This window comes from Bacillus timonensis (assembly GCF_004799755.1).
GTDB classification, from domain to species: domain Bacteria; phylum Bacillota; class Bacilli; order Bacillales; family Bacillaceae_L; genus Ferdinandcohnia; species Ferdinandcohnia timonensis_A.
In genome coordinates, this window is record NZ_SLUB01000024.1 from 1 (window position 1) to 23,326 (window position 23,326).

Here is a 23,326-nt window from a genome sequence, read left to right on the forward strand (position 1 = left end):
AGATGTGTATAAGAGACAGTCCATAGGTATAAAGACCTGTTTTGTTATTATTATAAAGAAAATTCAGCAAAATTCCCATTATTTTTTGAAGATTGTTCACATGCAAAAATCTAGGTACGTGAAGTGACCTAGATTTTACGTTTATTTAGTATGATGGCAGAAAAAAATTCGACAAGTCCATATACTTGTCGAATTTAGCAGGTGGGGAATTAAAGTCCACCTTCGTATTTTCCATCGTTTTTAGACGCCTTTTCTTTCTTTGCTTTTTTCTTGTGTGCTTTGTTTGCTGCTGCACTACCTAACTCTTTCCCAAATTCGGTATCGGTTACAGCCGAATCGAACCCTTTTTTGTTCTTTTGTTCGGGATCATTCTTTTTATTTCGTTTTGCCATAAGAACGTGCACCCCCTTAGAGATTATCATCCTTATTTTCTTCTCTAAGGGTTTTTCTATACAAGAATCGAACGCTTTATTCCCAAAGCTTGAAGATGGCTTGTGTACCGCTGTTTTCTTCCCCTTTTTCAGCTAATTCGTCGTACATTTGTTTAGCAAGCTCTAGACCTGGTGTTTCCATTCCCATTGCTTTTGCCTCTTCAAGAGCGATTCCCATGTCTTTAATAAAATGCTTAATGAAGAAACCAGGTTCAAAATTACCAGCAATCATGCGAGGAGCAAGGTTGCTCAGGGACCAACTTCCAGCGGCACCTGTTGAAATACTTTTTAATACGGTTTCAGGATCAAGTCCAGATTTTTTCGCATAGACCATTGCTTCTGCAACACCAATCATATTTGATGCAATCGCAATTTGATTACACATCTTCGTATGTTGACCAGAACCAGCTTGTCCTTGGTACACAATGTTTTGTCCCATTATTTCTAGAAGTGGCTTGCATGCTTCAAAAACATCGTGATCGCCACCGACCATAATGGCTAGTCTTGCTTCTTTTGCACCGACATCTCCACCTGAGACGGGGGCATCTAAGGAATACATGCCTTTTTGTTTTGCAGTTTCATAAATTTTGATGGCTAAAGAAGGAGTCGAAGTTGTCATATCAATAAAATAAGTTCCCTCATTTGCATGTGCCAAAATCCCGTTTTCACCTAGGTAGACCTCCTCCACATCATATGGATATCCTACCATTGTAATAACGATATTTGCTTCTTGAGCGACTTCTGCTACTGACTGTTTCCAAACGGCGCCTTGTTCAACGAGCTTAAGTGCTTTTTCCTTCGTACGTGTATAAACGAGAACTTTATGTCCTTTTGAGAGGATATGACCAGCCATGCTTTTCCCCATGACACCTATTCCAACAAATCCAATTACCGCGTTTTGATGTAAGACATTATTATGTACCATTCATGTAACTCCCTCATTTTTTTATTTTCATCATATCATATTTTAAAATAGAGCATGACTAAAAAAATCTAGGAAAATTGGGGATTTGTACCTTACATACTCTGTGCATTTACCATAGGATATAACAAACAGATACATGGAGGTGTTCTAAATGAGTGGTGGAGTAGGATATGGAACAGGTTTTGCTTTGCTTGTCGTATTGTTCATTTTATTGATTATTGTAGGGTCTGCTTATGTAGGATGGTAATTCTTTAAGTAAATTAAAGGTTGATTATAAAATAGAAAGGGAGATGTGTTATGGGATTTGGATACGGATACCCAGGTTTTGGTTACGGTGGATGTGGATACGGATATGGTGGCTACGGATTCCGCGGAGGCTTTGCGTTGATTGTTGTACTATTCATCCTTCTAATCATCGTTGGAGCTGCTTGGTGCTAAGATCACCATTACTAATAAGAAAGCCAGCAACTATTAATGGTTGCTGGCTTTCTTCATGTTATTTCTCTTTAAGTATCTCCTGAAACTTTTTCATTTCATTATCAACTTTTGGTTTTATATGATAAGGATTTTTGGATTGGGCCATGTTTTCGGGGCTCACGTCAGACCTAATCCCGATTTTATTACTAGTCATATCATCATTAATAATCCCCTCATATTTCCCATCAAAATGTGGGTCGCGTGCGTGATAATCTCGATCATTGTCTGGCATAACTAATACCTCCTCATCATTAAATTGGCGTATTTTATCAAAAATATGTACTTTTAATTCAATAATAAGAAACAATAAGAACATCATGAAAGTTTGGAGGCGAGATGATAATGGGTGCAATTGATCGTGAAGGCTATCGGTTTGAAACAGAATTTAGTGTGATTAGTCAAAAAGGTGCTGTTCATGTATATCGTAATGGTGAATTTATCAAGGAATTGACTTTCGCTTTTACAGGAGAACAGCCCGAGCCTACCTTAATTGAAGAAGTAGTAGATGAGTTTTTTGAAACAAACCAAAAATGCGAATAGTTTTCCTTCTCATTACACGATTTGTAACGTACAATGTGTTTTGAGGTGAATAGCATGTTTCGAAAAGAAATGTATGTGTTTGATAAAAACCAACCGAAAAAGTGCGTGATCCGTAATTATCGTGAAACAGATTTTGATACCTTAATTCAAGTTCAACAGGAAAGCTTTCCCCCACCATTCCCTTCTGAATTATGGTGGAATAAAGAACAATTATATAATCATGTCACCTTATTTCCTGAAGGTGCTCTTTGCGTTGAAATCGATGGAACAATTTGCGGGTCTATGACTGGCTTACTAGTTCCATTTGACCCTAGCCATCCTAAGCATACATGGGAAGAGATCACGGATAATGGATATATACGAAATCATAACCCCGGTGGCAACACATTATACATTGTAGATATTTGTGTGAGTCCAGCATACCGAAAATATGGACTAGGTAAATGGCTCATGCAATCGATGTATGAGGTTGTTGTTCATTTAAATCTAGAACGATTATTAGGCGGGGGCCGAATTTCCGGGTACTCAAAGCACGCCACAGAAATGAGTGCGGACAAATACATTGAAAAAGTAATGAGAGGCGAACTAAAAGACCCAGTGATCACCTTTCTCCTCCGTTGTGGACGCACGCCTTTACAGCTAATTGATAACTATCTTGAAGACGAAGAATCCTGTAATTATGGATTATTAATGGAATGGAAAAACCCATTTCATGCAAAAAAACGAGTCTAAGCTAGACTCGTTTCTTCATTAGTTCATATAGTTTGCTTTAATAAACTCAACCACTTCTTCAGTTGTGCTCATAGATAGAATCTTTTCTTTATTACTTGCAATTTCAGCTTTTGAAAGCTTTTTAATTTGAGTACGTGCTGGTAGTATGGATGTTGCACTCATACTAAATTCATCTAATCCAAGGCCTAGAAGGATTGGAATCGCAATGGTGTCACCGGCCATTTCTCCACACATTCCTGCCCACTTGCCTTCTTTATGTGCTGCTTCAATAACCATCGAAACAAGGCGTAGGATTGAAGGTGAATATGGCTGATAAAGGTAAGACACACGCTCATTCATTCGGTCTGCAGCCATTGTGTATTGAATCAAATCATTTGTTCCAATACTAAAGAAATCAACTTCTTTTGCAAACTGATCAGCTAATACTGCAGTAGACGGAATTTCAACCATGATACCAATTTCAATGGAATCAGAAACAGCTGTTCCGCTCGCCACAAGCTTTTCTTTTTCTTCCATTAAAATAGCTTTTGCTTGTCTAAATTCATCAAGTGTAGCGATCATTGGAAACATAATCTTTAGGTTACCAAATGTACTTGCACGAAGCAATGCACGCAGCTGTGTACGGAAAATATCCTGTTCCTCTAAGCAAAGACGAATCGCTCTAAAGCCAAGAAATGGATTAAGTTCTTTTGGTAAATTTAAATATGGAAGTTCTTTGTCTCCGCCAATGTCTAGTGTACGAACGACAACAGGCTTGCCTTCCATTTTTTCAAGAACGGTTTTATACGCATCGAATTGCTCTTCTTCAGTAGGAAGCTGGTCACGACCCATGTATAAGAATTCTGTACGATAAAGTCCGATTGCTTCTCCACCGTTTTCAAGAACACCTTTTACATCTTCTGGAGTTCCAATATTAGCAGCAAGTTCAACATGCTCGCCATCACTTGTAACGGTTTTTTCATTTTTTAATTTTGCCCATTCAGCCTTTTGAGCTTCATATTGTTCTTTCTTTTGACGGTACTGGGCTAAAACCTCTTCAGAAGGATCAACGATAACATCACCATCAAGCCCATCGACAATCACCATAACCCCATTTTGAATAGTTGAGGTAACAGCCTTTGTTCCAACAACAGCTGGAATTTCCATCGATCTTGCCATGATGGCAGAATGAGAGGTACGACCTCCAATATCAGTTGTGAATCCTTTTACATATTTACGATTTAATTGAGCCGTATCTGATGGAGTTAAGTCTTCCGCGATAATGATTACTTCTTCTGAAATCATACTTGGATTCGAGATGGTAACTCCTAACAAATGCGCTAGTACACGTTTTGTGACATCGCGAATATCAGCAGCACGTTCTGCCATATATTCATTATCCATGCCTTCAAACATGGTAATGAACATGTTTGCAACTTCTTGCAAGGCAAATTCAGCATTTACACTTTCAGAACTGATTTTATCTTTAATCGGATTAAGTAGCTCTGGATCACTTAATACGAGAAGGTGAGCAGAAAAGATGGCTGCTTTGTCTTCACCAAGTTCTTCATTTGCACGATTTTTAATTACTTCTAATTCATCTTTTGATTGATTGATTGCTTCCTCAAATCGCTTTATTTCAGCATCTTTATCACTGATTGTTTGTTTTTCAACTGTTAAATCAGGATGCTCCAGACGAAAGCTTTTTGCAATCGCAATTCCAGCAGAAGCAGCAATCCCTTTTATCATACTAGACATTATTCACCAAGTCCTTCATTCGCCATGATTTCTGTTAAAGTAGCGATTGCTTCTGTCTCGTCAGAACCTTCAGCAACGATTTTCACTTCAGCACCTTGACCGATTCCTAGAGACATAACACCCATAATGGATTTTAGGTTAACAGACTTTCCGTTATATTCTAATTGAATATCTGAATTATATTTACTAGCTGCCTGTACTAATACTGTCGCTGGGCGTGCATGAATTCCTGATTCACTTGTTACTTTAAATGTTTTTTCTGCCATGGATTATTTCCCCTTTTCAATTATTTAAGAATCAAAATGATTACTTGTAGTATTTGTTCGTTTTCGATAGATATGTAAAGAAAGAGTCGCATGTATGTGTCCGTTCAAAAAAATAAAAAGGCACGAGAAAGACAATAAAACACTAGAGAGAAGATTTAACCCTTTCCTCCTAGCAATTTCTATTTCTTTACTCATGCCTGATCGAATCAGTAACACGTAAATGCGAAATGTATGTAAAATGTAAATTGAAAATTTGAGTCATTGCACTTTGCTTTACAATCTAACCACTTACAAAAGAAGTATAGCATAGACAATAAATTTTTTTCAACAATTTGCCTCATAATCCGACAACAAGAAAAATTGAGAATCTTTTTCATTTACAAAATATATGATTACTTGTATGATTTTTTACAAAATCAAAATCTTAGGGATACCAGTCCTTAACGATTATCATGTATAATAAGCAAATATTGTATTTTATTTACATACGAAAGTTGGAGGTGTTTTCATTGATCAAACTAATTGTGAGTGACTTAGACGGAACACTATTACAGGAAAATAATACAGTTACATCTGAGGACGCCGAAGCCTTAAAACAGGCATTACAAGAAGGACTTCAAATCAGTATTGCGACTGGAAGAATGGATACTGAAATAAAAGAAGTATTAAAATCGATTGGGCAGAAATTTCATCGAATTAGTCAAAATGGTGCTTTTGCATCGACGATCGATGAGAAATCTATTTTTTCTCGTACTTTTACAACAGAAATAGCTGAACGAATTTATAAAAGAGTATTGGACCCTAAATTCGTTACGATTGTTTGTAGTTTTGATACAAATTTCACACATGAAAGTAATGAGTATGTGAACGATATTCAAAAAAGAATGTTCCACCCCATCATCATTGACCCAGAAATCGGTTCAAAATTTAGCGACGTCAAACCATCAAAGATTACATTAATCGGCTTTGAAAATGAAATTTTCGACATGTATGAAAAGCTTGCAAATGAATTTAAGGAAGAGATTGATTTATTCATTTCGGAAAAACATGTTCTGGATATCATGCCTAAGGAAATCAGTAAAGGTAATGCGATTAAAAAGCTACTAGATGAGATTTCGTTAAAACCTGAAGAAATAGCCTGCATCGGAGATTCTTTTAATGATATCCCCATGTTTCGTTTAACGCCTTATAGCTTTGTAATATCTACAGCACATGATGATGTAAAAAAAGAAGCGACATTCGAGGTTGAATCCGTTGCTGAAGCAGTTGAGATGATTTTAAAAGAAAATAGTAAACAATTTGTTTGACCGAAAAAAGAACCTGAATGGAATGTCAGGTTCCGTTTTGAGGTGCAAACAGACCAATTATCTTATTAAAAACGCGTATGGTCTCTGAGGGCAAATCACAGTAAAAATCAGAGTCAAACGTGTGTCTGAAGTCGTGGCATCTTCGGACAAAGGAAAGCTAAAACAACGCGGTTGTGTCCGAAGTCGAGGCATCTTCGGACAAGGGAAAGCTAAAACAACGCGGTTGTGTCCGAAGTTGAGTAACTCATTTATTATTAGAATCTACTTTATTCAGCAAACACGCTGTTGCATCCTCAACTTTGAACCAAAAAGCAATTCACCGACAATAACACACCTATTTTCAATTGTACCTTCTCACTGTAAACAAGTATTGTCACACCCCCAAAAACAGATGTGAGTTTTAATTATATTTTTTTTATAAAAACTGCATTAAACGTTACAATAACTAGAAAATTAAAGCGTGAATTCGTGTGTGAATTCACGCTAAAAACGTTATTGTGATTTACTGTTTTGCACCCTGAATCGGAACCTTTTAAAATGGAATGTCAGGTTCTTTTTCATTTTTGCTTTTTTACGTCTTTTATTTTTGCTTTTATTTTCTTCGCCATTTCCTCGCAAGATGCGTTTTCATCATCATTCAGTTCTTCATCGCCATACCTTACTCTTTCATAGAGTTCAACTAGGCGTTCATCAAGGAATTTGTTTCGCATTAACCATTCTGTCACACTTTCATGATGATAGCGGCCGAGATTGTTCTGAGCTGAAAGGACCTCTAATTCAAGGATAAGCCTTCTAACCTTTGCCTGTGGGGTTTGTCTTTTCGGCCTTCTCCACTTTGCAGCAGGTACTGAAATCCCTTCAGTTACTGTTGCATATTGATAGGCATCTCCCAAAACAACTGCCTCTTTTACAAATCTCTTTCTAGCTAATAAGAAGAGGATCACCGCTAAAATAAGCACCCCTAAAATCGATAAATAAAACCAAATATCAAAACTACCTAGCATTTCTAAAAACGGATTTTTATTTTCCGTTTCGTCCCAGTTTAAGGAACCAACACTCTCACCACGTGAGCCTCTAAATGATTCAATATCTTCTACCGCATTAAAAAGTGGCTTTGAGACCCAATACAAGCCTGTCCCAATAATCGTGGATACAAAGGACAAGCTCTTCACAAAAAGAATTGGAAAAATGACCGCAACACCAATTGCACCTGCAAACAGACCACTAAATAAACCGACTACAGACCATGAGCCTTTTTTCGTTGCCATGTCTTTCATTACAAGTGAACTCGTACCCACACTGTTTAAAATTTTACCAATCATGAAGAACACCAATTGAGTCACAAGCAAATACAACACAAGATCACTATGGATATACCCTTGAACTTTTGCGGCAAAATACGTAAGTCCACTAAAAAGCAAGCTACCATTTAAGATAAATCCTTCAGTCAGCTTCGGAGTTTTATGAAAATGAACAATCATTCGGTAACAAACGATAGCCGCAAGAACTAGACTCTGACCAAAAGACATTCCGATTTCACTGCTTACAAGAGCGAACAATGGTACAACCGCCATAATAAATACATACGGAGTGTTTGATTTCATCAGTGATAACAAGAACGCAATTACCATTGCTCCAACACCTGTAATAAACAGAAATGGTAGAATGGGTGGCAGCTGCTCCGTGTGAATATATAACAACATGATTAAAATATAGAGAAGGATTACTTCCATTACGTATTGGTAGGATTTAAGTAAAGCTTGACTAAATCGCAAATGAATCCCCCCTCTTCACTGAAGAGGAAGCTTTCTGTAAATAAATCGCATCCTCATTTTCGATAACCTTAAAACAATCGACACCCTTTCTAGCAAAGCTTCGTAAAATCAATGGCTCATTTTCTTCCATTTCTCCTAACACGATCATATAAGGTGATAGTTGCTGTTGTCTTGTAATCGTATGAATCATGTAATGAAACGGAATTGTCACACTATGCTTACTCAGCCTCGCAATCAATTCGAGTGCTTTTGCTAAATGTTCCTTCCCAACTCCAAGTGGGAGATGGATATATGGTGTTTTACCGGCTTTTCTTACATTGACAAAAACCTCAAAAGGGATATTTTTTACGGTTGCTGTTTCGAGCAAATACGTTAACCCACTTAAATATTGCTCCAGTTTTCGTTCCCGAACGTTGATAATAATGGTCCATGAAAACTGAGCCGTTTGATCAAATAGTTTTGTTTGTAATTGATTTGTACGGGCGCTCGCCTTCCAGTGAACTCTATTAAATGGATCAGTAGGTACATAACTCCTCGTCCCGACAATCGCTGTCATGTCTTCAAAAAACGAAGTCCGGATTGGGTACTCCCCTTGATTTTTTGGAACGATTTTTTCAATTCCCCCTACTGTTTCAGGTGAAGAATAAATGATCGTTTCAAAGCTAACCGGCTTCAAAAAGCGAAGATACGCTTCACCAAAGCCAAATAAATGAGGAATTCTCACCTCAAGTGTACGGATTTTCGCAACTCCCCTTTGCCTCCCTTCAAATGGAAGTCTTGTCGTAAACGCCTGTCGTCCGAAAAGAGTAAGGGGTAGAGTTAGTTCAATCTGTTCCGTTTCTAGTACCTTTCTTTCATTCTTAAAACCGACAACATGGTCGATCGTCATCCGGATGTGACCATTAAAGATTGGTAATCGTCCCTCTTGACTTAATGTAAGAGAAAAATCACTTTCTTCACCTTTAAAGAGTTTGACAGTTTCTTTATCAACAGAAACAGTTATTTTATTTCCAACATGCTTTAAATAATATTTGTTTAGAAAGACAAATAAAAGGAATAGTACCCCAACAAACACAAGTAAAAAAACCTGAGAAAGGATCCCCACTACTATAAATATGGAAGAAAGAAACATCATGTACGACATTTCATTTCCAATCGATATTTGCCGTTGCCAGTTCATTACTTAACAGCCCCAGCTTCTACCGGAACAGAAACTGTTGAAAGCAACTCCTGAACGATTTGGCGATTCGTCTTTTTCAATGATCCCTCCATCGTAAGTACAAGACGGTGTGATATCACATACGGAGCCATAAACTTAATATCCTCTGGAGTCACAAACAAACGTCCTTCTAAATACGCCTTACCTTGGGCAGCTTTCATCAACGCTAGAGTGCCCCTCGGGCTTACTCCAACTTCGATATCAGCATGCTTCCTAGTGGCATGAACGATTCGTACTAAATAATCCTCAACTTCATCAGCAAGTCTTACTTGCCCGACTTCAGCTTGCATGGATTGAATCTCTTCTTTTGTAAGAACCTCTAAAATGTCCTCGATCGGGTTGCTTTGCCGATACGTTCTCATGATTTGCCTTTCCTCTTCAAAGCTTGGATAGCCAAGATCAATTTGAACAAAAAAACGGTCCATTTGGGCCTCTGGGAGTGGAAAAGTTCCCTGTTGTGACTCAATTGGGTTTTGTGTAGCAATTACGATAAATGGTGAAGGCAGTTTTAATGTTTCACCATCAATGGTTACCTGGCGTTCTTCCATGACCTCTAGCAAACTAGATTGCGTCCTTGGAGTCGCACGGTTAATCTCATCGGCTAACAGGATATTGGTCATCACCGGACCAGGACGAAGCTGAAATTCTTGCTCCTTCGGGTTAAAAAATTGGATCCCGGTAATATCACTTGGCAGCACATCTGGAGTAAATTGAATGCGCTTAAAATTTCCGCTAATCGATTTTGCAAAACTTTTCGCAAGCATTGTCTTGCCTGTACCAGGAACACTCTCTAGTAAAATATGACCTTTATTAATAAGAGAGTTTAGGACTAACTCAATCACATCATCCTTTCCGATGATCACTTTCCCAATATTCTCTTTGATTTTTAGCACATTCTCTTGTATAGACATAAGCGCCCCCCGTATTTACTAAAATATGTAATTCTATGATAATTTAAATTTATCAAAAATATAGATATATTCCAACATAATTATTCTGCAATGCTTGGAATTAATTAATTCTATTAAAAAAAGAGAGTCATGAACTCTCCTTCATAGAAACGATAAATAAAAACAGACAGACCCACAAAATTGCCTATGGTCTGTCTGTTTATTTTCGTTATCCTTTTGTAATCTCGATGATATTTTCTTCAGAGAGATTAATAGTTCCTTGCTTTTTATAAACGATCTTTTCTCCTTCTGCAAGGTTTGTAAATACAATCGGAGTCATAATTGAGGTTGCATTTTCCTTAATATAATCTAAATCCACTTTTAAAAGCGGTTGGCCTTTTTCGACCTTATCATTTTCACTCACAAATAGTTCAAAACCTTGTCCTTTTAGATTAACTGTATCAATCCCAACATGAATTAGAATTTCACGACCTGAATCAGAAAGAATACCAATCGCATGCTTGGTTGGAAACACGTTGATAATTTTCCCATTTACAGGTGAAGCAATTACACCTTCTGATGGAATAATTGCAAAGCCGTCACCCATCATTTTTCCAGAAAATACAGCATCAGGAACTTCAGTAATTGGTTTTAATTCACCTTTAATTGGTGATACAAAATCATCATCAGCCTGTTGTCCATTTGCCAATATATCTGGTTTTATTTCTTCATTCCGGCTTTTTTCTACTTCACGGGGCTTTTTCCCGGTCATTACATCTTGCATTTGACTTTTAATGATTTCAGATCGTGGGCCAAAGATTGCCTGAATATTATTTCCAACTTCAAGCACACCAGCGGCTCCTAATTTTTTTAACTCATCCTTATCTACATTTTTAATATCATTTACAGAAACACGAAGTCGAGTAATGCACGCATCAAGATGGGCAATATTTTCTTGTCCGCCCATTGCATCTAGGATGTTAAAAGCGAGATCTCCAGCCTTTTCTTCCTTATCCTCTTCCCCTTTTGCTACTTCACGTCCAGGTGTCATGAGATTAAATTTACTAATGGCAAAACGGAAGATCACATAGTAGATAACGGCAAACACAAGACCTACTAATATTGCAATCCACCAAGGCTCTCTACCAGGCAAAATACCAAATAAGAAAAAGTCAATTCCTCCACCTGAGAAGGTATAGCCTATATTAACACTCAAAGCCGTCATTAAAACAAAAGATAATCCATCCAAGATTGCGTGGATTAAGAATAGAATTGGAGACACAAACATAAATGAAAATTCAAGTGGCTCTGTGATACCTGTTAAAAACGATGTTAGGGCACCTGAACCCAATAATCCGGCTACAAGTTTTTTATTTTCTGGACGTGCAGCATGATACATCGCAAGTGCAGCAGCCGGTAGACCAAACATCATAATCGGAAATTCACCAGCCATAAAGTTACCAGACGTAATATCTACTCCATCTCTCAATTGGGCAAAGAAGATTGTCATATCTCCCCTAACAACTTGGCCAGCTTGTGTTGTATAAGAACCGAATTCGTACCAAAACGGCGCATGGAAAATATGATGTAATCCAAACGGAATCAGTAATCTTTTGATTAATCCGAAGAAAAATACAGCAAAATACGAACCTTCTTCGATTAGCCATAGAGAAGCACTATTCATTGCTTCTTGCACTGGTGGCCAAATGATTAATAATAACAGACCTGCTATAAACGAAAATGCGGCTGTTGCAATCGGAACAAATCGTTTACCTGCAAAGAAACCAAGAAATGAAGGCATTTCTATATCATGAAAGCGATTGTAGGCAAAAGCAGCGATGAGACCGACAATGATTCCTCCAAATACACCTGTTTGCAATGTTGGAATTCCTAAAACGGACGCAAATGCGGGGTTGTCAGCAAGCATTTCTGGAGTTACTCCCCGCCATGAACTCATTACCTGATTTAGCACTAAATAACCCACTAAAGCGGCAAGTGCTGCTGCGCCATCACCGGCTAAGCCAATCGCTACCCCAACCGCAAAGATAAGGGCCAAATTACTAAAGACAATTCCACCAGCATCCTCCATCACTGATGCGGCGAGTTGAATCCAATCAGCATCCAGGAACGGAAGATATTGCAGCATTGTTTCTTGTTGCATTGCATTTCCTATCCCCAGTAAAAGACCTGCTGCTGGTAATAGCGCTACAGGTAGCATCAGCGCTTTACCAATCTTTTGCAGGACGCCAAAAAACTGTTTAAACATGTAAAATCCCCCTATATTTTTTCATTCTCATTAAGAGTTTCCAGAAAAATAAAAAAAGACATGAGTAAGGAAGATAATTAAAAGAAGCTGCACGGATCCTATCTCCGAAAAAAGGAAAGTATATCCTGTTACACTTCATTTAATCATTCTCTTTACTCATGCCTGATCGAATCAGTGACACGTTAAAAACAATGTATGCTATTTCATTTTCTTCTGAAGCCTTTGCAGATGCATCGTAATATAGACAGCTTCAGCATCAAAAACGGGCTTCTTTAATGTTTGTTGCATGATCTTAATGAGTTTCCATGAGAGATTATAACATAATGGATATTCTTCTTTCAAGAGAGCCGTGATTATTTCAGGTTCCTCTACCTTCTCACCAGCTTTTACCCGTTCAATTGCAAACCTTAAATGCCGTACAAGTCTCATATAATCAATGCTGTTTTTATCAATCACTATTTTTAACTGTTCTTCCACCGTCTGCACCAATTTTGTCACAAGTTGAGAATGCAGATTTACTTCCGATAATTCTTTATTGGTTATTGCACTGTGGATGTGGAGGGCTATGAACCCTGCTTCTCCCTCAGGTAAGTGTATATTACTTTCCTTGCTAAATAGATGCATTACTTCTTTGGCTATTCCGTATTCCCTAGGATACAATGCTTGCGTTTCTATTAAGAAAGGATTACGGATTTCCATCCCCTGTGAAACCCGTGCGACAGTAAACATCAAGTGGTCGGTCAAGGCCACATGGATATGCTCATTCAATGACGATTCCGTTCTGCTTTTAATTAACTCTATAGCTGAAATAATTACTCTTTGTAAATCATCCTCTAAATATGGTAGGAGCTTAATATAGTTTTTTTGTTCTTTTTCATTCTTTAGGACAAATAGCTTTTCCACATTCGCATCATATAGTACATCATGTTTCTTTCGGTTAAAGCCAATACCCTTCCCGATTATAACGACCTCCCCATAGTCGGAGTGATCTGCAATAATAACATTATTATTTAGAGCTTTAGATATGATAATATCAGACATCATAATTCCCCACTTTTTAGCTTTACATACCCTTCATATCCTATCTGAGCGAGGAGTAGAAATCAATTATTTAAGCTCCATAAGCTCTCCTTTTACGGATGTCTGATGGGTAATTTAATCATTACTTTCGTTCCAAATCCAACCTTACTTTTAATGTGGAATGTCCCCTTATGGTCTTGAATAATCTTATTGCTCATCGTGAGACCAAGTCCCATTCCTTTTTCTTTTAATGTAAAAAATGGCTCTCCTATTTTTTTAAGTCGTTTTTTTGGAATTCCAACGCCAGTGTCGATGACTTCAATTTTTACTTTATCGTTATTGACCTTCGTACGAATTCTTATTTTCCCTCCAGCCGGCATGGCATCAATTGAATTTTTAATGACATTGACAAATACTTGAATAAGTTCGTTTTTATCTCCATAAAGAATCGCTTTAGCAGCATCATTTTCAACTCTTACTTCTACATTATGTAGAATTGCTTCGTGTGAGGTAAGCTTGATCACATAATCAATGAGGTCGCTTACTTTAAATTCTTTTAGAATTTTACTTTGCGGCTTGGAAAAAACAAGTAACTCACTAACAATTTGATTAATCCTGTCAAGCTCCGAAAGGATAATATCTGATATTTGAGTGTTAGACTCGTCTTTTTCCTTTTGCAATTGGACGAAGCCTTTGATTGTCGTAAGAGGATTTCGTATTTCATGAGCAATTCCAGCAGCCAATTCACCTACGACAGAGAGTTTCTCCCTTCTGCGAGCAAGCTCTTCAGCAGCCTTCTCATTTGATACATCCCTTCCTATAGTAACAAGACCCGCTCTCTTTCCCTCTTCAAATAAAGGGACACGAATAACATCGAAGGTTTTAAGTTCTTCACTTGGGATCATGATGGTTTGCTCATAACGAGTCTCCATCCCCTTCATCCATGTTTCTTCATCTAATTGGATATTTTGAAGCAAGTATTCCGCAAAATCTGGATACATCTGTGCAATTTCTAGATCCGTTTTATTTTTATACATTTCTGTTTGGAGGTTGTAGAGATCTTTTGCATACCGATTGACACGAATCCACCGTCCTTGTCCATCTTTAAAACAGACGAAATCGGGCATCGCATTAATTAGTGTCGTCAGTTCTTTTTGCTCTTCCAAAGCCTTTACATAAGCATCATGCTTTTTGATGAAAAGATGCAAGAGAACCGTTGTAATAATAACAAAGACGAGCCCTTTTCCAATTTGAAAATAATTCACATTGACAGATGGAAATTTATCTAGGAGATATTCGGAAAACGTAATCCAAAACAGGCTTGCCAAAAAATAGATGAGCCACAATCGCTTTTTAAAAACTTCTTTAAACATGACAAGCACCTCGTAACCATTTGACAATAAATTCAATTTGCTGTATAGTAGTTATTTGCTCCCTTAAAACTTATAACATAATTATTTATATAAATAAAGATAGTTCGTTTTATCTTTTACTTTTGAGAAAGACTTATTCACACTGGACCGGCTTCGGAGCCGAAAGGACGAAAGAGAGGTAGGGCTTTCGTTGTTTAAGATTTTCAAATCTACCGCGGCAATAAATAATATGATAAAAAGTGTATCTCGCCCAAGACAAGAACCAACCGTAACGTGCGGTTGGTTCTTTTTCATAATTTATAGGTTGCACCGTGTAACTGAATTGTTTTCCCCTTGCTCGGTTCAATTCCAATCCTGTATGGCCGTTCCCCTCTTGGATGATCTTCATTACAAAAATAGACTTCGATTGAATCAAAGTGTACTTTAAAAGCGTACTGTTCAGTACCAGGCAGAACCGTGTCTGAGATAGTCCCTTTGAATAAATCGGACCATTGCTTTGCTGTTATTTCGGGTTCCTTCACCGAGTAGCCAATATACGAAATGCGTTTGCCGTCCGGAATATACAACCCTTTCGTAACAAGGTCTTTTACCCTTACTTCATTCTCTTCTCCCCACTCAATAAAAAAAGGCATAGGATGGGATTCCTCTATAAACAGCATCGACCATTTAAGCAAAGTGCCGTCTGGTCGCTTTCGTGATCCAGGATATGGACCGAGAGTTTTAACACCTTTTTCAGCTAGATGTAGTTGTACCTTTTTAATTGAAGATGTTCGAAACGCAATTTGAGATAGTCCTTCTCCTAGCTGATAGTCTTTGTAAAGATGGCTGCTAAACGGATGATTCCCTTCTCTTGTTACATCTAAGTTGTGGATTCCAATCCATTCAATATAAGCTACCTTTTTAAAATAACATAATGTATTATAAGTCCCCCAATTATCATGGTTTCCTCCTTTAACAGGATGAAAACCCAGCAACTGAAAAGCTGCCATAGGGGCATGTGGGTCTTTCACATAATGAACAACATGGTCAAAACGAATCTCCAACATATCCACTCCAAACCCGGTTTTTATATCATTTTACCATAAAGTGAAACTTCAACAGTGGTGGTTCTACGGTCTGTTCATGCAAAAAAAATAAGACCCTATAAAGGATCTTACTTTTCTTGACATTATGCACCCAGTGATTGAGTAGGGCTTGAATATGTTTCCTTATCAAGTTCATTAGTCATTCTACTTGTAAGGACACCAGCTGTCATACTGCCGCTTACGTTAAGAGCTGTACGCCCCATGTCAATTAATGGTTCAACAGAAATCAATAAACCTGCTAATGCTACAGGCAAATCGAGAGCTGATAAGACAAGGATGGCAGCAAATGTTGCGCCTCCCCCAACACCCGCAACGCCAAATGAGCTAATTGCAACAATCACGACTACTGTTAAAATAAAGGATGGGTCCAATGGATTTATTCCAACCGTTGGAGCAATCATCACAGCAAGCATTGCTGGATATACGCCGGCACAACCATTCTGTCCGATGGAAAGCCCAAACGAACCAGCAAAGTTGGCAATACCTTCGGAAACACCTAAATCATTTGTTTGTGCTTTGATGTTGAGTGGCAATGTCCCTGCACTAGAGCGTGATGAAAACGCAAATGCTAAAACTGGGAATGCCTTTTTCAGATAAGTGATCGGATTTAAACCAGCAAATGTTAGCAACAATAAATGGATTGCGAACACAATCAATAATGCAACATAAGAGGCAACTACAAATTTTCCAAGCTTATAAATCGCCCCATAATCACTGGTAGCTGTCACACGAGTCATAATCGCAAGAACACCATAAGGAGTTAAGCGTAAAATAATCGTTACAACACGCATGATAACGGAGTATAGCGCATCGATCATCTTCGCAAACAGATTTGCATTTTCTGGATCTTTACGACGAACACCAAGGTAAGCCATACCGATAAACGCCGCAAAAATAACAACCGCGATGGTTGAAGTTGGACGAGCGCCTGTAAAATCTAGAAATGGATTGGCTGGTAATAAATCGACAATTTGTTCGGGAAACGTCTTATCTTGAATATCAGCATAACGCTGGTCGAGGGCCTCTCCTCTTGCTGTCTCAGCATCTCCAGCTTCAATTTGGATCGCTTCCAAATCAAATGCAACAGTTGTACCAACCCCAACAAGTGCTGAAAGTGCAGTTGTACCTACTAAAATCGCAAGGATTAGGAAACTAATTTTTCCGATATTATTTGCCAATTTCATTTTCGTAAATGCGGATACGATTGAAATGAAAACAAGAGGCATGACAATCATTTGTAAAAATTTCACATATCCATTCCCAACGATGTTAAACCAACTAATCGACTCAGAAATGATTTCTGATTCCGCCCCATAAATGAGTTGCAGGATGAGACCAAACACAATTCCTAAGCCAAGTGCTGTAAATACTCGTTTTGAAAATGTGACATGCTTTTTTTGCATATAAACTAATAATAATAGCAATAAGACCATAAACACGATATTTACAATACCAAGTAAACTCATACGATTTCCTCCTTTTTATTTATCAACGTATTAAAGCATAATGCAGATAATACGAATCCGTCAAGTATGAAATACGCTTATAAAATCAAATTTATTATAGAAAAAACCGTCTAGAACGACATTGTTCCAGACGGTTTGTCCATGTTATGCCACTTTTATTGCTTTTCCAAATGGAACTTTCGGTAGATAATCATCTGGAATAAGCCAGAATACTTCAGCTTTTACATCCAACTCATCGTAAAAATAGCCTGTCACATCCGTTATATAAAATAAGGTATCAATTTTCTCCTGATCTGCCCACTCCAGCACTTCCGTATAGGAGGACTTACCATGCGTATAATATTTAATAGTAGGATTTTGTATGGAAGTGATGCTTCTTATTTTAAAATCAGCTTGGACAAGCTGTGTTTCCGGAACCATTTCTCCAAAAAACTTTATGATATTGTTTATTAAAATAGATCGCACTTGATTGGTCGAAGTATCTATGGCAAGTGCAATCTTCTTGTCTTTTCGACTTTTAAGTAAATCCATCAGTGATCTTTGCCATCTCACAACAGCACCCACTCCTCATGCTTAATCACCAAAGGAAGAATACCCTGGCTACTCTATTTTGTCTCGTTTTTTAACCAAATATGAACGGTTCAACTAACAATACTTGGATAGCTTATTTGTAACGTCGGTAGGCAAACTATCAAATATTGGGGGAATGAAAATGAATATTTCAAAGCAAGAAATACTCGAAAAACTAGCAGAAAATAATGGAAGTGGGTATGTGGAACTGAGTGGGCTTCTACACGAAATCAAACTTCTAAATGGAAATCAAATTGCTTTTACAGGAGCATGTTGGAAATGGACGCAAACGGAGATGCCTTCCGCCCATGGTGACTACAGTGTGTTGACCGATGTTCTTGTTGAAGAAGACCTGATGATCCCAAGATTTCCTACACAGGATTATTATGAGTTTTACGAATCAGTTCATGATTTTTCATAAGCAACTTAGTGGTATGATTTTCCTTAATCATTTATAGTAAATGCAGGTAATCAATTTTGAGGAGGCATACATAATGACAAACTTAAAGCCATGGTTTGAAAAAGGCATGAACCAATACGACTACATTAACAGCATGAAAGTTCATAAAGAAAATTTACTAAAGGTGTATAATCAGTTTCGTTTAGACGAATCTGATAAAGACCTACTCCAAGCGCTTCAGGAAAAAGAATTAAAAGCCATCATTCTGGCCGCTGATTGGTGTGGGGATGCAATGGTCAACCTTCCTATCCTCATGAGAATTGCAGATGAGGCTTTGCTCGAAACTCGATATTTGATTCGCGATGAAAATTTAGAGCTAATGGATCAATACTTGACAAACGGAAAGTCTCGTTCCATTCCAATTATTATTTTCGTGAATAAGGACTTTGAAGAGGTTGGTAAATGGGGACCAAGAGCACCTGAAGCTCAAGTGATTGCAGATGAATTAAAGGCACAGGTTCCTGATAAGGAGTCACCTGAATATGATGCTGCATTTAAGGCATTTATTAAATCGTTTACTGAACGAATTACAACAGATGAAGCGCTTTGGAATAACATTAAAAATAGCATTATTTCCACTTTGAAGGACGCATAATACTCTGACCTCAAAACATATACTAAACGTAAGACCGTCCACTACTTCCAACATCGCTTGTTGCGGGACTAACCAGAACGGAAATGTGGGCGGTCTTTTTCTATTATATAGGAAGAAAAAGGTGTGTCAGGAATACAAAGGTGAAAATAAAAGCAGTTGTGTAATGGAATTTTCGCCGAATTCCCGAAGATTTTTTATGGCGTAGGTACCCTGCAAACATCGTCAGTGCTAGACATAGAATGGCAATCATTCCGCTTATGATCTTAGGACTTGCATATCCCACGATTTCTCCAAGTTTGACAAGCATGATTCCCCCATGAAACACAATTAACATCGTTCCAATGATAGCAAGTTTGATATGAGATTTCATCATATAGCGTGACATCTTTGCAAGTGTAATTTTCAGCTTTCGAACTTTTGTCCTGCGGATGACCAGAAAGATAAAATACATATTTACATTGATGATAAAAAGGATAAGTGCGATTTGGGCGAAAGCTTGCCCTAATGTGAGGATTTGAGAGTCATGTGTTCTAAAAATCCATATGTAAATAAATGTGCTAATCACGAGCAGCGCATTTATGGAAATCCAAATATAATAGGCCATCCTCAACCCTCCCCTTCTATTTTTCCCCATTTTACCAGATGGTTATAAAATATGTAGTGTGGGATATCACTTGGGATGAATGAGTCGTAATTTCTTCTACCATATTCATCCTCCTCCAAACATGCTAGAATTGAAGGTAAGATCAAGAATGGAGGTTAAGGAAATGTCCACATGTAATATCAATCACACAAAAGAAGATGTAATCAAAAAACTTCAAAGCCAAGAAAGCTTTTTGCCTATTGAACTTTATTGCAGTGCGGTCCAATTCTTAGAAACTGAACGCACTCAGTTAACACTAAACGAATTATTTCACCTCTTAAAAAAGTATGATTTAGCTTCTGAAGAAGAACAACAAAATCGCAATCTTGCGATGGAAGAACTCTTTAAAGCATAAGGGAAGGCACCACAAATGTGGTGCCTTTAGTTAGCTGTACTTTTTTCCTCGACATAGTCCCGTATCGCAGTTAAGAAATCTTCACCGTAGCGCTCTAGTTTCATCTGCGCAACCCCTTTTATTTCAAGAAGTTCTTTCTCATCTACAGGTGCCACTTCACTCATTTCTCGTAATGTACTATCTGAGAATACGATATACGGCGGAACCCCGTCACGTGTAGAAATGCTTTTACGTACCTCGCGGAGAATTTCAAATAATGTATTGTCGGTGACAACTTGCTTTTTCTTCACCTGTTCTTTCTTGAAAATTTTGATTTCCCCTTTTAGAACAGGTAATGCTTTTGCATCAAGGATGAGCACTGGGTATTGAGAGTTTGTTAGTTTGACATACCCTTCTGCAGCCAAAAAGTCAATTAGGCCGACGATTTGTTTTTCTGAATACTGTTTCAATAACCCATAGGTCGACAAGGAAGTAAAACCAAAATCTTGAATTTTTTTATTCCTTGAACCCTTTAACACCTGCGCAACTAAGGTCTTTCCATAACGTTCCTTCATCCGTTTGATACATGAAAACACCATAAGCGCCTCGGTTGTCACGTCGATTTTTTCACGGTCATCTTTACAATTCACACAGCGACCGCATTCCACGCTCTCCTTCTCCCCGAAATATTCCAAAATATAGCTTTGTAAGCATTTCTCAGTGTGACAGTAGTCAATCATTTGCTGGAGCTTGTGATACTCCTGCTCTTTTTTCACTTCATCCACCGTAGATTGCTCGATTAGGAATTTTTGGAGTTGGATATCCTGTGATGCAAATAATAGATAACAATCACTTTTTTCACCATCACGCCCTGCTCGTCCCGCTTCTTGGTAGTAGGCTTCAATGTTTTTCGGTAGATTGTAGTGAATGACATATCTTACATTACTTTTATCAATACCCATACCGAATGCATTTGTGGCTACCATAACATTCACAGTGTCAAATAGGAAATCTTCCTGCGCTTGTTTTCGCTCTTCATCCGATAGTCCTGCATGATATTTCCCTACAGAAAAACCTTCTCTTTCTAGAAATGAATGAAGTTCATTAACCTCCCGACGAGTTGCTGCATAGACAATTCCCGATTGGTTCTTATTTTCTAATAAAAAGCTTTTCACAAAATCTCGCTTGTTTTCACCTTTTAAGACATTGAAGGTTAAATTATCTCTCGCAAACCCTGTGATGAATACAGCATAAGGGTCAATTTGAAGTTGGCTGCAAATATCTTCTTTTACTTCTACCGTTGCGGTTGCGGTTAATGCTGAAACAACCGGTTTTGATGGTAGTTCCGCAATCATATCGTGGATATTTCGGTAGCTTGGTCTGAAATCATGTCCCCATTGTGAAATACAATGCGCTTCATCAACAGCAATCATTGAAATGGGAATGGAAGATAAAAGAGATCGAAATTGAGAGGATTCGAGTCGTTCAGGAGCAATATATATGATTTTATAGCGACCAGCGCGTGCATCCTGCAGTCTTTCCTGAATTTCTTGCATGGAAATACTACTATTAATATAAGTAGCCGATATACCCACACCAAGCAACGTGTCTACCTGGTCCTTCATTAACGAAATTAATGGTGAAATGACAATCGTTATTCCCTCAAAAATCAGAGCAGGGATTTGATAACATAACGACTTTCCACCCCCAGTAGGCATAATGGCGAGTGTATCGTATCCTTGTAAAATGTTCTCGATAATGGATTCCTGCCCCGGTCTAAAAGACGGATAGCCGAAATACGACTGTAAAACTTGCTTTGCTTGTTCAATCATAGAAAACACCTTTTTAAATTATTTTACTTAAATTGTTAAAAATGTGCGTTTGACGCAGTGTACTACCCCACATGTCCGTGTACCTTCGTGCATACTATACAGTGTGGTGTTAGCTCCTTATTCTTTATCTGTTCGTGTATGGAAGTGAGAAATCACTTCCTCTTTTTTTTATCCACACGAAATGGATCAAAAAAGTGTGGCCACTCTGACGTGGCGTTTTTAATCTTTAATCTATAGTTAAGTTCATTATAAAGGAAGAAGATAAAGGTGGGAAGGGTATCTTCCGTGTGGTAATATAAAACTAAAAAACTATGTTGAGGATGAAGCACGTGAGAAATGCAGATTTACAAGTATCACAACCTTATGAAAAAAAATCTTTTTTATTCGATTATACACTCTCACTTCGAAATAAGCTGCCTGGTATCGCGCTTGTTTTTATTATCGGTGTACTGGCTAACTCTTTAGGGAAAGATTTCCCATTAATCGGTGGTGCCGTGATTGCCATCATCATCGGGATCTTAGTCCGTAACTTTTTACACATTCCTGCTGTCTATACGGAAGGTATCTCCTATACATTAAAAACACTACTGAAAACGGCCATTGTACTGCTTGGTTTCGGTCTTAGTTATGCTAGTATTTTCCAACTGGGATATGAGGCAGTTCTTTTAGTCATAATCGCGGTTTTATCTGGAATTGTATTTACTTTTATTTTGGCCAAGCTGTTTAAACTTGAAGGAAATATCCCGATTCTCGTTTCACTTGGAACCGCCATTTGTGGAGCTACCGCCATTGTCACATCAAGCCCGATTATTCGCGCCAAAGAGGAAGAAACGGCATATGCGATTAATACAATCTTTGCTTATAATGTATTAGCCGTATTATTCTATCCTCTATTAGGACAACTTTTTTCGATGCCCGACAATATTTTTGGAATGTGGGCAGGTGTCGCGATTCATGATACTTCGTCAGTAGTTGCTGCGGGGTATAGTTATAGCAGTGCAGCCGGAGATACGTCTGTTGTGATTAAATTAATTCGAACACTCATGCTAGTTCCTGTGATGTTGATTCTGTCAATCTTTATTTCTATGAAATCTAAAGAGAGCAAGACAAACAAGGTGAAAATTAGCAAGATATTTCCAACCTTTATCTTATTTTTCGCCGGAGCTGTTGCGATTAATACGATTTTCTCACTTCCCACATCTTTTACCAGTGTAACAGATGGAGTCGCGAAATTCTTAATCCTCATGGTGATGGCAAGCGTTGGTCTTGGGACAGATTTTAAAAAGATTAAGTCCGTTGGTTTACGCCCTTTATTTGTAGGGTTGATTTCATCCATTATGATGGGGATTTTAACCTTAACCATTATTCTTATGCTGTATTAAA

At 37.9% G+C, this 23,326-nt stretch carries 24 protein-coding genes and 1 pseudogene; 9 read left to right on the forward strand and 16 right to left on the reverse strand.

The features are described 5' to 3' along the window. Nucleotides 1–209: 209 nt before the first annotated feature. Together E1I69_RS13520 and E1I69_RS13525 are read right to left on the reverse strand one after the other, a co-directional pair. The gene (locus tag E1I69_RS13520; RefSeq protein ID WP_136380113.1) at nucleotides 210–392 is read right to left on the reverse strand and encodes a hypothetical protein; all 183 of its coding nucleotides are present in this window, start codon (nucleotides 390–392) and stop codon (nucleotides 210–212) included. 76 nt (nucleotides 393–468) lie between these two features. Further along, the gene (locus tag E1I69_RS13525; protein ID WP_136380114.1) at nucleotides 469–1,356 is read right to left on the reverse strand and encodes an NAD(P)-dependent oxidoreductase; all 888 of its coding nucleotides are present in this window, start codon (nucleotides 1,354–1,356) and stop codon (nucleotides 469–471) included. A gap of 151 nt (nucleotides 1,357–1,507) precedes the next feature. Between E1I69_RS13525 and E1I69_RS13530 the strand changes: the two genes are divergently transcribed. Together E1I69_RS13530 and E1I69_RS25505 are read left to right on the forward strand one after the other, a co-directional pair. Further along, on the forward strand, nucleotides 1,508–1,603 hold the full coding sequence (locus tag E1I69_RS13530) for a YjcZ family sporulation protein (RefSeq protein WP_136380115.1): 96 nt from the start codon (nucleotides 1,508–1,510) through the stop codon (nucleotides 1,601–1,603). Nucleotides 1,604–1,710: 107 nt separating this feature from the next. Then, a pseudogene (locus E1I69_RS25505) lies at nucleotides 1,711–1,794 on the forward strand (YjcZ family sporulation protein); the annotation flags it as partial. 58 nt (nucleotides 1,795–1,852) lie between these two features. Here the strand turns inward: E1I69_RS25505 and E1I69_RS13540 are convergent. Then, the gene (locus E1I69_RS13540) at nucleotides 1,853–2,065 is read right to left on the reverse strand and encodes a hypothetical protein (RefSeq protein ID WP_136380116.1); all 213 of its coding nucleotides are present in this window, start codon (nucleotides 2,063–2,065) and stop codon (nucleotides 1,853–1,855) included. Nucleotides 2,066–2,175: 110 nt separating this feature from the next. Between E1I69_RS13540 and E1I69_RS13545 the strand changes: the two genes are divergently transcribed. Then, entirely contained in the window at nucleotides 2,176–2,373 is a 198-nt protein-coding gene (locus E1I69_RS13545) for a DUF5370 family protein (RefSeq protein ID WP_136380117.1), read from the forward strand. A 54-nt stretch (nucleotides 2,374–2,427) separates the two neighbouring features. Further along, the gene (locus E1I69_RS13550; protein ID WP_136380118.1) at nucleotides 2,428–3,105 is read left to right on the forward strand and encodes a GNAT family N-acetyltransferase; all 678 of its coding nucleotides are present in this window, start codon (nucleotides 2,428–2,430) and stop codon (nucleotides 3,103–3,105) included. Between the two features lie 18 nt (nucleotides 3,106–3,123). Here E1I69_RS13550 and ptsP read toward each other — a convergent pair whose 3' ends face one another. Further along, nucleotides 3,124–4,842, reverse strand: coding sequence for a phosphoenolpyruvate--protein phosphotransferase (gene ptsP / locus E1I69_RS13555; RefSeq protein ID WP_136380119.1), 1,719 nt, complete (start codon nucleotides 4,840–4,842; stop codon nucleotides 3,124–3,126). Further along, nucleotides 4,842–5,108 carry a phosphocarrier protein HPr gene (locus E1I69_RS13560; RefSeq protein WP_136380120.1) on the reverse strand — a complete coding sequence of 89 codons (267 nt, stop codon included), beginning with the start codon at nucleotides 5,106–5,108 and terminating at the stop codon, nucleotides 4,842–4,844. Before E1I69_RS13560 ends, ptsP begins: the two co-directional genes overlap by 1 nt. A 509-nt stretch (nucleotides 5,109–5,617) precedes the next feature. Here E1I69_RS13560 and E1I69_RS13565 point away from each other — a divergent pair. Further along, entirely contained in the window at nucleotides 5,618–6,415 is a 798-nt protein-coding gene (locus tag E1I69_RS13565) for an HAD family hydrolase (RefSeq protein WP_161974902.1), read from the forward strand. 557 nt (nucleotides 6,416–6,972) lie between these two features. On the opposite strand, the gene E1I69_RS13570 is transcribed toward E1I69_RS13565, so the two are convergent. The 9 genes from E1I69_RS13570 to E1I69_RS13610 all read right to left on the reverse strand — a co-directional run bounded on the left by E1I69_RS13570 (nucleotide 6,973) and on the right by E1I69_RS13610 (nucleotide 18,061). Next, entirely contained in the window at nucleotides 6,973–8,190 is a 1,218-nt protein-coding gene (locus E1I69_RS13570) for a hypothetical protein (protein WP_136380122.1), read from the reverse strand. Next, nucleotides 8,180–9,370, reverse strand: a complete 1,191-nt coding sequence (locus E1I69_RS13575) for a DUF58 domain-containing protein (protein WP_136380123.1) — start codon at nucleotides 9,368–9,370, stop codon at nucleotides 8,180–8,182. The genes E1I69_RS13570 and E1I69_RS13575 overlap by 11 nt, the downstream gene beginning before the upstream one ends. Further along, nucleotides 9,370–10,320: an AAA family ATPase gene (locus E1I69_RS13580; protein WP_136380124.1), complete on the reverse strand. Its 951-nt coding sequence runs from the start codon at nucleotides 10,318–10,320 to the stop codon at nucleotides 9,370–9,372. The genes E1I69_RS13575 and E1I69_RS13580 overlap by 1 nt, the downstream gene beginning before the upstream one ends. A gap of 208 nt (nucleotides 10,321–10,528) precedes the next feature. Further along, a complete protein-coding gene (gene ptsG / locus E1I69_RS13585; RefSeq protein ID WP_136380125.1) occupies nucleotides 10,529–12,565 on the reverse strand; it encodes a glucose-specific PTS transporter subunit IIBC in 2,037 nt (678 codons plus the stop codon). A gap of 198 nt (nucleotides 12,566–12,763) precedes the next feature. Further along, nucleotides 12,764–13,606 (reverse strand): glucose PTS transporter transcription antiterminator GlcT, encoded by an 843-nt coding sequence (gene glcT, locus E1I69_RS13590; protein ID WP_136380126.1) that lies wholly within the window; start codon nucleotides 13,604–13,606, stop codon nucleotides 12,764–12,766. A gap of 92 nt (nucleotides 13,607–13,698) precedes the next feature. Further along, nucleotides 13,699–14,958: an ATP-binding protein gene (locus tag E1I69_RS13595; RefSeq protein ID WP_136380127.1), complete on the reverse strand. Its 1,260-nt coding sequence runs from the start codon at nucleotides 14,956–14,958 to the stop codon at nucleotides 13,699–13,701. A 290-nt stretch (nucleotides 14,959–15,248) separates the two neighbouring features. Further along, nucleotides 15,249–16,004, reverse strand: coding sequence for a VOC family protein (locus E1I69_RS13600; protein WP_136380128.1), 756 nt, complete (start codon nucleotides 16,002–16,004; stop codon nucleotides 15,249–15,251). Between the two features lie 122 nt (nucleotides 16,005–16,126). After that, the gene (locus E1I69_RS13605) at nucleotides 16,127–17,509 is read right to left on the reverse strand and encodes an L-cystine transporter (RefSeq protein WP_136380129.1); all 1,383 of its coding nucleotides are present in this window, start codon (nucleotides 17,507–17,509) and stop codon (nucleotides 16,127–16,129) included. 144 nt (nucleotides 17,510–17,653) lie between these two features. Then, on the reverse strand, nucleotides 17,654–18,061 hold the full coding sequence (locus tag E1I69_RS13610; RefSeq protein WP_136380130.1) for a VWA-like domain-containing protein: 408 nt from the start codon (nucleotides 18,059–18,061) through the stop codon (nucleotides 17,654–17,656). A 160-nt stretch (nucleotides 18,062–18,221) separates the two neighbouring features. On the opposite strand from E1I69_RS13610, the gene E1I69_RS13615 reads away from it, so the two are divergent. Beyond that, complete coding sequence (locus tag E1I69_RS13615; protein WP_136380131.1) at nucleotides 18,222–18,500, forward strand: hypothetical protein; 279 nt, start codon at nucleotides 18,222–18,224, stop codon at nucleotides 18,498–18,500. 73 nt (nucleotides 18,501–18,573) lie between these two features. Further along, nucleotides 18,574–19,134, forward strand: a complete 561-nt coding sequence (locus E1I69_RS13620) for a thioredoxin family protein (protein WP_136380132.1) — start codon at nucleotides 18,574–18,576, stop codon at nucleotides 19,132–19,134. Between the two features lie 103 nt (nucleotides 19,135–19,237). Here the strand turns inward: E1I69_RS13620 and E1I69_RS13625 are convergent, their stop codons facing one another. Further along, nucleotides 19,238–19,738 carry a hypothetical protein gene (locus E1I69_RS13625; RefSeq protein ID WP_136380133.1) on the reverse strand — a complete coding sequence of 167 codons (501 nt, stop codon included), beginning with the start codon at nucleotides 19,736–19,738 and terminating at the stop codon, nucleotides 19,238–19,240. A 163-nt stretch (nucleotides 19,739–19,901) separates the two neighbouring features. Here E1I69_RS13625 and E1I69_RS13630 point away from each other — a divergent pair, with 163 nt between their 5' ends. Continuing rightward, complete coding sequence (locus tag E1I69_RS13630; RefSeq protein WP_136380134.1) at nucleotides 19,902–20,132, forward strand: group-specific protein; 231 nt, start codon at nucleotides 19,902–19,904, stop codon at nucleotides 20,130–20,132. A gap of 26 nt (nucleotides 20,133–20,158) precedes the next feature. Here the strand turns inward: E1I69_RS13630 and recQ are convergent, their stop codons facing one another. Further along, a complete protein-coding gene (gene recQ, locus E1I69_RS13635; RefSeq protein ID WP_136380135.1) occupies nucleotides 20,159–21,943 on the reverse strand; it encodes a DNA helicase RecQ in 1,785 nt (594 codons plus the stop codon). 329 nt (nucleotides 21,944–22,272) lie between these two features. Here recQ and E1I69_RS13640 point away from each other — a divergent pair, with 329 nt between their 5' ends. Then, nucleotides 22,273–23,325 (forward strand): YeiH family protein, encoded by a 1,053-nt coding sequence (locus tag E1I69_RS13640; RefSeq protein ID WP_161974903.1) that lies wholly within the window; start codon nucleotides 22,273–22,275, stop codon nucleotides 23,323–23,325. Nucleotide 23,326 lies beyond the last annotated feature (1 nt).

Coding starts and splice junctions, on each gene's coding strand:
- E1I69_RS13540 (WP_136380116.1), bottom strand. CDS start 2,065: ATGCCAGACAATGATCGAGATTATCACGCACGCGACCCACATTTTGAT.
- E1I69_RS13520 (WP_136380113.1), bottom strand. CDS start 392: ATGGCAAAACGAAATAAAAAGAATGATCCCGAACAAAAGAACAAAAAA.
- E1I69_RS13605 (WP_136380129.1), bottom strand. CDS start 17,509: ATGAGTTTACTTGGTATTGTAAATATCGTGTTTATGGTCTTATTGCTA.
- E1I69_RS13530 (WP_136380115.1), top strand. CDS start 1,508: ATGAGTGGTGGAGTAGGATATGGAACAGGTTTTGCTTTGCTTGTCGTA.
- E1I69_RS13620 (WP_136380132.1), top strand. CDS start 18,574: ATGACAAACTTAAAGCCATGGTTTGAAAAAGGCATGAACCAATACGAC.
- E1I69_RS13595 (WP_136380127.1), bottom strand. CDS start 14,958: ATGTTTAAAGAAGTTTTTAAAAAGCGATTGTGGCTCATCTATTTTTTG.
- ptsP (WP_136380119.1), bottom strand. CDS start 4,842: ATGTCTAGTATGATAAAAGGGATTGCTGCTTCTGCTGGAATTGCGATT.
- E1I69_RS13600 (WP_136380128.1), bottom strand. CDS start 16,004: ATGTTGGAGATTCGTTTTGACCATGTTGTTCATTATGTGAAAGACCCA.
- glcT (WP_136380126.1), bottom strand. CDS start 13,606: ATGTCTGATATTATCATATCTAAAGCTCTAAATAATAATGTTATTATT.
- E1I69_RS13545 (WP_136380117.1), top strand. CDS start 2,176: ATGGGTGCAATTGATCGTGAAGGCTATCGGTTTGAAACAGAATTTAGT.
- E1I69_RS13630 (WP_136380134.1), top strand. CDS start 19,902: ATGTCCACATGTAATATCAATCACACAAAAGAAGATGTAATCAAAAAA.
- E1I69_RS13615 (WP_136380131.1), top strand. CDS start 18,222: ATGAATATTTCAAAGCAAGAAATACTCGAAAAACTAGCAGAAAATAAT.
- recQ (WP_136380135.1), bottom strand. CDS start 21,943: ATGATTGAACAAGCAAAGCAAGTTTTACAGTCGTATTTCGGCTATCCG.
- E1I69_RS13575 (WP_136380123.1), bottom strand. CDS start 9,370: ATGAACTGGCAACGGCAAATATCGATTGGAAATGAAATGTCGTACATG.
- E1I69_RS13550 (WP_136380118.1), top strand. CDS start 2,428: ATGTTTCGAAAAGAAATGTATGTGTTTGATAAAAACCAACCGAAAAAG.
- E1I69_RS13625 (WP_136380133.1), bottom strand. CDS start 19,738: ATGGCCTATTATATTTGGATTTCCATAAATGCGCTGCTCGTGATTAGC.
- E1I69_RS13560 (WP_136380120.1), bottom strand. CDS start 5,108: ATGGCAGAAAAAACATTTAAAGTAACAAGTGAATCAGGAATTCATGCA.
- E1I69_RS13580 (WP_136380124.1), bottom strand. CDS start 10,320: ATGTCTATACAAGAGAATGTGCTAAAAATCAAAGAGAATATTGGGAAA.
- ptsG (WP_136380125.1), bottom strand. CDS start 12,565: ATGTTTAAACAGTTTTTTGGCGTCCTGCAAAAGATTGGTAAAGCGCTG.
- E1I69_RS13525 (WP_136380114.1), bottom strand. CDS start 1,356: ATGGTACATAATAATGTCTTACATCAAAACGCGGTAATTGGATTTGTT.